The following is a 7,229-nucleotide window of genomic DNA, read 5'->3' on the forward strand; positions in this document are numbered from 1 at the left end:
AGGGCTGTTTTTTTATTCTATTACCTCATCAGGGCTTGAGCGAACATAACGATCACTTGTCCAAGATAATTCTAATTCCTTTCCTATTTCACTCATCCCTGACATTAGGTTTTTTAATATTATGTTGAATTTTTGTTGGTTTTTTGTAATTATTTCTTGTAGCTCCAAAATGATGTCTTTGAACTCGTTTTCTGAATTTGAATTCTCGGACATTATTCCGGCTATTCTTTCATCTAAGCTGTTTGTAACTGTGCTTAATGATTGTAGGTTATCCATGGCTTCAGTAAAGTAATTATCAGACAATTCATTTGATACTATAAATGCATTCCTACTTTCTTTTCTATGATAATCATTCAATGAAGTAAATGCTATTCTTATTCTTCTTGCTTTTTGCACAATTGTATATTTTGTTTCACGTTTTAATCTTTTTATTGCTTTAAAATAAGTTACATGCTTTGAAATATATAACCCTTCAAATTCTGGAGTATAATTAGCTACTTCAAGATGTAAAAGACTCGCAAGGAAAGTATAATAACCTTCATCAAGTATTTTTTTTAGGAGGTTCATGTACGTATGTCTGTTATCACGTAGTATTTTACTTAGTCTTAAGGCTTTTTCAGTATCATCTACAGAGTGTTTCAGACGATTCCATACCTCCTCTGCGAACCATGAAATAACTGTATGCCCTTCATTCTCAGCTTCTAATAAAGAGGTTATATCGCTTAAATACATGCGATTATTTTTGGCACTATTACATGATTTACAAAGTAGTTGAAATTGAGGGCGATGGGAAAATCCTAGTGATATCGGGCCAATATGGTCTGCTTGGCAAGGCATAGGGTGTAACCCTCCATTCCCTGTATTCAAGCATTCTTCTTTAATAAAAATATCATTTGTTCTAACTTGGCCCATTAGCCTATCAGCAGCAACCCAATCACCGTCTACCCAATATTCGAAAACTCTTCGATCAGTAACATAGGATTTAAGATTTTCTTTAGTTCTTCCTTTATCAGCAGTAGAGCGACAACAGCGGTTAAATGAATGGAATCCATCAAAACGGTCTGGAGGGTTTGCCATAGCTCCAGGGCTTAGCATGCGAGATTCTTGAGGTATGTATTGTTCTTTCAGATACTCAATCCATGCTTCGAGATTGTTTGGTAGTTCAGGCGTTGTGATAAATTTTGTAGAAAATAAAAATGATAAGTCTGAGTATATTTTTTCACCAAAACGATCATCCAAGCGTGTTAAAAGATCGACTATGTGTTCGTTTTGAGATAGCTCAAAAGTCTCATCGATATAATTAAGTTTTTTAACCCGAGAAAAGAAATGTTCGTTGGGATAAGAGTAAGACAATTCCATTTCTTTACCGCATTTTTTGCAGGGTTTAACTCCAAATGGATGAATTATTTTAGCTGTTTTACTAATCCATGCATTTTCAGTATCGGGATTTATCCCGATGCTTTTTGCTTTATTTTTCCACCATTCATAGCGTCGTTGATGAGTGTGCTTAAATTTTCCTGATGCCCTATTTGATGGGGCTTCCCATTGAATCTCACCTTTTTCCCCAAAAGGGTCTGGCATTCCAGCATAATTTGGATGCTTAACTATTTTCTGGGAATACGCTAAAAATGCCGCATCACCATATTTAGGTTTTACATTTTTTTTCATTATATTTTGGTCTGAGTGGTTACTTTTGTAGTCGCTAATTATTTTATCAAAATCTGGAACAACTGCAATTTTTGCAATTTTCATAACGTCTCCATGTAAGAAAGTCGTAATTAGACATTATATTCATTTTCACCTAAAACTATACTTAGAGAAAACCCATTTTGTCATAGGACTGGTTCCTCATCATCTTAGCTCCTAAGCGATATACTGAACACATCACTCGCCCACATCATCTTCTCCCCACGCTTTGCTGTAATCCGGTATGGCGCAACCCATAATTTTAAAGTGTCCGAGAAAGCAAAGTGCTGCTGTATCGGTTGGCTAAAGTCATCGTGCGCAGGGTAAATCAGATACATCTCGCCTGTTCCACCAAGGTATTTTTGGCCGTAGGCAAACATTTGATAGAAGTCGGATTGTGCTAATCCATAAAGTGATTTTTTTTGTGAGTTGTTATCTACCAGCTTCCATTTAGTATCCATCACCATTTTGGTTTGAACTGGGTGGCGTGACTGAATCAACAAATCAGGACGAAGCTTAAAGCAATCGTTAAGCCCATGCTTTACCAAAGAATAAGTGGCAGCCTGTGATTTAACTTTAAGGTGAGGAGGAAGCTCGTGGGGGAGGGTTTGTGTAACAAAAGACTCAAATACCGCTTCCATAGGGAACAAGAGTGATATTGCGTTGGTGTTTCCCTGCAAGGCACTCGGGCTCATTCCTCTCAGAATCAGCTGCGCCCAGGCCATTGGCTCGTTGTAATGAGCCATACCACGCCCTAGGCGTAAGCTGCTTATATCACTCTCAATATCCCGGCTAGGTGGGATACCGTCAAAAGCAAAGCGCAGCTCGTAAAGCCAGCGTTGATTCTCAGATGAAAGTCTCAGGCTAAGTAATTTATCCAGCGCGGAATGTAAAAGCCGATTGGCTGAACAATCTGGCATGTAGTCATCATAATCGACACAAAATTTATGACGATTCACCACGTTATGCCGCAACTGCGCGGAAAGCATCAGCTTGCCCCTCATAAAAGACAGATTACCTTGCTCGCTCACATAGTCGGATCGTAAACCTTGTTTAAGCAATTGGCTGACGCTTTGCAAAAACTGGCTGATAAAAATCTCGAGCAAAGGCATGCGCTGTGCCTGGAGAGTTGCCTGCTGGGTTTGAATATGTCGAAACCCAGGCAGGTGGCTTAGCATCGTGATGAATGTTTCTCGCGCACTCGCAGCCGTGAGGTTTTTACCAACCTTGGGTAGTATCTCAAGTTGGAAACCGTGAGGTGTTGAAAGCATCCCCGCGTAGTTTTGCACCTGAAGCAATTTAAAACCTGAGCGTGAGGTGAGTTTGAGAAACTGGCTTCCTTGAATGCTTGTTAGGCTAAGTGTTTCTAAATAATCAAAGACCTGTTGAGGGACCAGCTTTGCGCCAAGTGAAGCCGCATTTCCACTCCCTAGCAGGTCATATTCAAAAACAGAGAGCACTTCACCCATGGTTTACTGCCTGCTCATCAAGAGTGGTCTGCTGTGGCTGATAAATAGCGCGGTAAGCCTGTGGCATATTCCAGATCTCTTCATCAAATGCTTCGAGCTCGTAAGCTGTCGATTGCTGATCATGGCGTCGTAAAGCATGATTGTTACCAAAAAGCGTATCCAGATCGTCGGTTTTCTCAATCACGAATTGCAGACTGTCGTCTTGCTTTTGGTTGTCTGCCAGCACCAGCCTGATCTTGTTCCAGTCATCGAAAAAGTATTCCTGCAACAGCGGAATGATCTTTTTCTGGAATGCGATCTTCAATTGTTTAAACGCAGCTTCTTCATCACCGGCATCGAGTGCATTTTTTACCGGCATAAAGAACGCATGCCCTAGCGTATGTTCACGATCGTAAAGTGCTTCGATGCGGCTGTTGAGTTTCTCTAACAACGACTCGAGTTCTATGCCTTTCACCTTACTTCCACTCAGCAAAGAGAGATCAGGCATCATTTCGACAAAGTCAAAGCGACGGCGCAAAGCCGTGTCCATCAGAGCTAAAGAACGATCCGCAGTGTTCATGGCTCCGATGATGTCGACATTGCCAGGTACACTGAAGTGATCACCGCTATAAGACAGTTGCAGGCTCATTGCATTGGACATACCCGCACGCTTGTCTACTTCAATGAGCGAAATCAGCTCGCCAAAGATCTTGGAGATGTTGCCGCGATTGATCTCATCAATGAAAATGGCGTAGCGATGTGCTGGATCGGCATTGGCACGCTGACACAGGCGCATAAAGATACCCGGCTCAATAGGGTAAGAGATATTGCCACTTTCGTCTGAGCGAGCGCGGATACCTTCAATAAATTCTTCATAGCCGTAAGATTGGTGGAAAGTAACCACCGCAAATCTCTGGATGGACTCGGCAGATTTAGGTCCTTGCTTTAACTCTGCATACAAAGAAAGCAGCTCATCCACTTGCTCTAGCTGGGATTCAACCAGGAACCATTCACTATCGGCAGTTTTGTCGAAGATCGCAGGTTCTCGGCGACCTTTATAAGCAACGGTAGTTGATCCCGGTATTGTGAAGGATTGCAATGTCGCCCAGGCAGTTTGCGAAAAGTTGCTACTACGTCCATTCAGCAGCGCCTTACGTTGGAACCACATATGCTCAATAATTTGGCGAACTTTTGCTCGTTTACCAAGATCGAGCAACACCAGCGCTATAACCTGCATCCAGTTCAACGATTCAAGGCGAGAATCAAGCCAGGCATCACGATCGGTTGCTACAGCATGAGAGGTGTACTCTTTCATCTTTTGCTGCAATGTGAAGGTCTTGCCAGTGCCTGGCGGACCAAAATAGATCACGTTAGTTGGTGAGTGTGAGAGGGGCTTAATTTCGGTGAGCTCACTACTAGTTGTTGATGTGGCGCTGGATACTTTCTCCTGTTTTTGTTCATTATCGCGCTCACGTAGCAATTCATAGAGATGCCAAATAGCCATATTCACGTAATAAGGATCTGCATTGGGAGATTGGGCGTGTATGGCTTGCTTCAATTCATTGTTTTTCTGTAACCAGTTACCAGTCAGTTCTAAACCGAGGTGGAATTTCTTATTCAGAAAATCTGCCGCTTTAGTAAACGCATTCTCATCCACTGTACTGGTGCAGGTTTCTGGCGAAAACGCGGCAAAGACACGATTTCTTAAACTCCAATACATGCGCTTCAGAAGTCCTATCTCTTTGGCCTGCTTCAGAGCATCGCCAACATATTGGTAGGTTGCTTCATCCGGCTGCTGACGAATACGCTCGGTTAATTCTCTTAGCAGTGGCAGGCTTTGTTGATATTCCGCTAAAGACGGAACACCCTGACGAATGCTGGCAATGCCATTGCCACGTTCATACCAAAGCCGTTTGACCAAATCATCCGTATCAGGCTCAGCAAAAGTTGAGGTTTGCTGTAGCAAGGTCGTAAATTCGCGGTATCGCTGATCCCACTTTGAAGCTGCGTAATTTTTATCTTTCGCCAGGGTATCAATCAATTCACTGATCGTAAGCTTGCCTGCTTCGACACTATCTACAAGAGTCATCGTGGCTTTTCCTTTGCTGTGACATTGCTTGTCATATAGGCTAAGTGATGAAGTTTAACTAAGTTTTATCTGGCATCAAGTTCTAGCCAAATTTCATAATCAAGTACTCTACGTAGAAAGTGCACTGCCAGTTAATCGAATTAACGTTAGTAGCAAAACAAGGAGTTTAGGTACACAGCAAGACTGTGTTGTCCTAAGCCCGTATTTGGGGCCTTTCAGGAGTGTTACTAAATTTCTAACGCCACATTACTTTTAGAGATATCCGTCACATACCCTTTTCTTTTTAGTGGTTATTGTTGGGGTGCAATAAGCGTTTAATTGACAAGGATATTAAATGGAAAGGTATCAAAATCGTGGTGGCGATTCAGGAGTTGTGGGTTTTGAGATAGGGGATGACTCAATTACTGTGCAATTTCGTGATAACTCTTTGTACCTATACAACTCTATCCGGCCTGGTCAAGTTGCGGTTGACCACATGAAAATGCTTGCAAGGGCGGGGCAGGGGCTTAACAGTTACATCAGTCGTACTGTTCGCAAGAATTTTTATCAAAAGCTACGATAATATCTCCCCATCGTATGTCCAGAGTTATGTTGCTCTGGACAGATCTATTTTTTCCTCTAGCCAGCTTCTTAACTCACTTTCCTTCCAGCGGGAGCTACGTCCTAGCTTAATCGGTTTCGGAAACTTACCTTCGCTTATCAGCTTGTAGAACCACTTATCGCTCAGCCCTGTAAATTCGGTAATGAATACCATATCCACCAGCTTGTCGTTCATTAGGTCAATGTTGTTGCTTTGCATGGTCATGACGTTTTCTCTTGTCTTTATGAGTTGAAAGACAGGAGCTCGAGGTTCAATCATTTTTGATATCGCCTATCACTCCGCCATAATCATCCGTTTCTCAGTAATTAATAATTTTTAGTTCTGGCTGCAGCCAAAGTTGCGTTCGCCGTCTTCATTACATTTCGATCTCAGTTTTGCCATATAGGCACTACGAAACATCAGCTCATCCATTTTCGTATTCATCGGGGTATTAAATTCCTTTTCACCTTTGCTGTTCAGGTGGTAGTAACCATTTGTTGGAAAGTGAACCAGACCTCTGTCCGCAGGATATGAAAGCCCCAGAGAGCTCACCCAGGCTCCGGCTATCATTGAAGCTAACGTCCCACTGTCTTTGTTGAAATCTCCTGGATGAAAGTAAGCGTCTTTATTCAGGAGAAGCAGGGCGTGGTAATGCTTTTTCCCTTCAAGATTAAATTCCCTCACCCATACATAACGAAGCCGACAGGGGTAGGTCCGCTTACCTGCTTTCTTTTTACGTTTCAAATCCGCCTTAATACGCTCCTTCAGAGATTTCATACAACGCGTGATAACCGAAGCATCAACTCTGGCTTTCTCCAGTTTCTCTTTGCACATGGGTAAGCGGAAATCCACTCTTACAGCCAGTAATCGAGGGTATTCCTTCTGTGCTTTGCTGATACTCTCCTCGGTCCGTTTCAGATATTCCTTTCTCAAATCCCCATAGCATTCTGAATAATCTTCCATTGCTTTCACCATGTGTTCTTAAAAATTCATTACATGGTAAAGACAGTAAGTTTTTGTTTAAGAAAGGCTAAGTATGAGAGGGGAACAACTGTTTTCTTAGTGTTTGTGGTTAATGTATTTGTTAATTAAATTATGGATATATTATTAATCCGGCAAAAAGAGCTGTGACGAAAGTCAAGATCCAATAGAAGAAGGAAAAGAGCCGTTATGCTTTTTCTGCTGCTTTTTTTACCCGCAAGTTAGTTTGTTGAGGCCAGATATCTTGTGGTCGCTTTGTGCGTTGTCACATCTGTACCTGAAGTGAGTTTGCAGCTTGTTCCGTTCTGACTCTTATACTGAAGTGGTTTACTGAATTTGGCCACCTGAACAGAGGTGATATGCTCACCTCAGAACAACACAGGTGCTCCAATGAAAAGAAGAAATTTCAGTCCTGAATTCAAACGCGAATCCGCTCAACTGGTAC

General features: G+C 42.1%; 6 protein-coding genes. 1 reads left to right on the forward strand and 5 read right to left on the reverse strand.

Annotation, left to right across the window (positions count from 1 at the left end; all coding sequences use genetic code 11):
• Positions 1–12: 12 nt before the first annotated feature.
• The 3 genes from KW828_RS17885 to KW828_RS17895 all read right to left on the reverse strand — a co-directional run bounded on the left by KW828_RS17885 (position 13) and on the right by KW828_RS17895 (position 5,223).
• Positions 13–1,752 (reverse strand): Alw26I/Eco31I/Esp3I family type II restriction endonuclease, encoded by a 1,740-nt coding sequence (locus KW828_RS17885; protein WP_218337648.1) that lies wholly within the window; start codon positions 1,750–1,752, stop codon positions 13–15.
• Positions 1,753–1,856: 104 nt separating this feature from the next.
• Complete coding sequence (locus KW828_RS17890) at positions 1,857–3,155, reverse strand: McrC family protein (protein ID WP_218337649.1); 1,299 nt, start codon at positions 3,153–3,155, stop codon at positions 1,857–1,859.
• Positions 3,148–5,223 carry an McrB family protein gene (locus tag KW828_RS17895; RefSeq protein ID WP_218337650.1) on the reverse strand — a complete coding sequence of 692 codons (2,076 nt, stop codon included), beginning with the start codon at positions 5,221–5,223 and terminating at the stop codon, positions 3,148–3,150. Before KW828_RS17895 ends, KW828_RS17890 begins: the two co-directional genes overlap by 8 nt.
• A gap of 334 nt (positions 5,224–5,557) precedes the next feature.
• On the opposite strand from KW828_RS17895, the gene KW828_RS17900 reads away from it, so the two are divergent.
• Positions 5,558–5,785 (forward strand): hypothetical protein, encoded by a 228-nt coding sequence (locus tag KW828_RS17900; RefSeq protein ID WP_096080253.1) that lies wholly within the window; start codon positions 5,558–5,560, stop codon positions 5,783–5,785.
• 24 nt (positions 5,786–5,809) lie between these two features.
• Here the strand turns inward: KW828_RS17900 and KW828_RS17905 are convergent, their stop codons facing one another.
• Together KW828_RS17905 and KW828_RS17910 are read right to left on the reverse strand one after the other, a co-directional pair.
• Positions 5,810–6,028, reverse strand: a complete 219-nt coding sequence (locus tag KW828_RS17905; RefSeq protein ID WP_103158538.1) for an AlpA family transcriptional regulator — start codon at positions 6,026–6,028, stop codon at positions 5,810–5,812.
• A gap of 111 nt (positions 6,029–6,139) precedes the next feature.
• Positions 6,140–6,766 carry an inovirus Gp2 family protein gene (locus KW828_RS17910; protein WP_218337651.1) on the reverse strand — a complete coding sequence of 209 codons (627 nt, stop codon included), beginning with the start codon at positions 6,764–6,766 and terminating at the stop codon, positions 6,140–6,142.
• Between the last annotated feature and the right edge of the window lie 463 nt (positions 6,767–7,229).

This window comes from Enterobacter sp. ENT03 (assembly GCF_019218745.1).
GTDB lineage: Bacteria > Pseudomonadota > Gammaproteobacteria > Enterobacterales > Enterobacteriaceae > Enterobacter_D.

Excerpts from the sequence above, each read along its gene's own strand:
- KW828_RS17905 (WP_103158538.1), bottom strand. The coding sequence starts at position 6,028 with ATGACCATGCAAAGCAACAACATTGACCTAATGAACGACAAGCTGGTG.
- KW828_RS17900 (WP_096080253.1), top strand. The coding sequence starts at position 5,558 with ATGGAAAGGTATCAAAATCGTGGTGGCGATTCAGGAGTTGTGGGTTTT.
- KW828_RS17890 (WP_218337649.1), bottom strand. The coding sequence starts at position 3,155 with ATGGGTGAAGTGCTCTCTGTTTTTGAATATGACCTGCTAGGGAGTGGA.
- KW828_RS17910 (WP_218337651.1), bottom strand. The coding sequence starts at position 6,766 with ATGGAAGATTATTCAGAATGCTATGGGGATTTGAGAAAGGAATATCTG.
- KW828_RS17885 (WP_218337648.1), bottom strand. The coding sequence starts at position 1,752 with ATGAAAATTGCAAAAATTGCAGTTGTTCCAGATTTTGATAAAATAATT.
- KW828_RS17895 (WP_218337650.1), bottom strand. The coding sequence starts at position 5,223 with ATGACTCTTGTAGATAGTGTCGAAGCAGGCAAGCTTACGATCAGTGAA.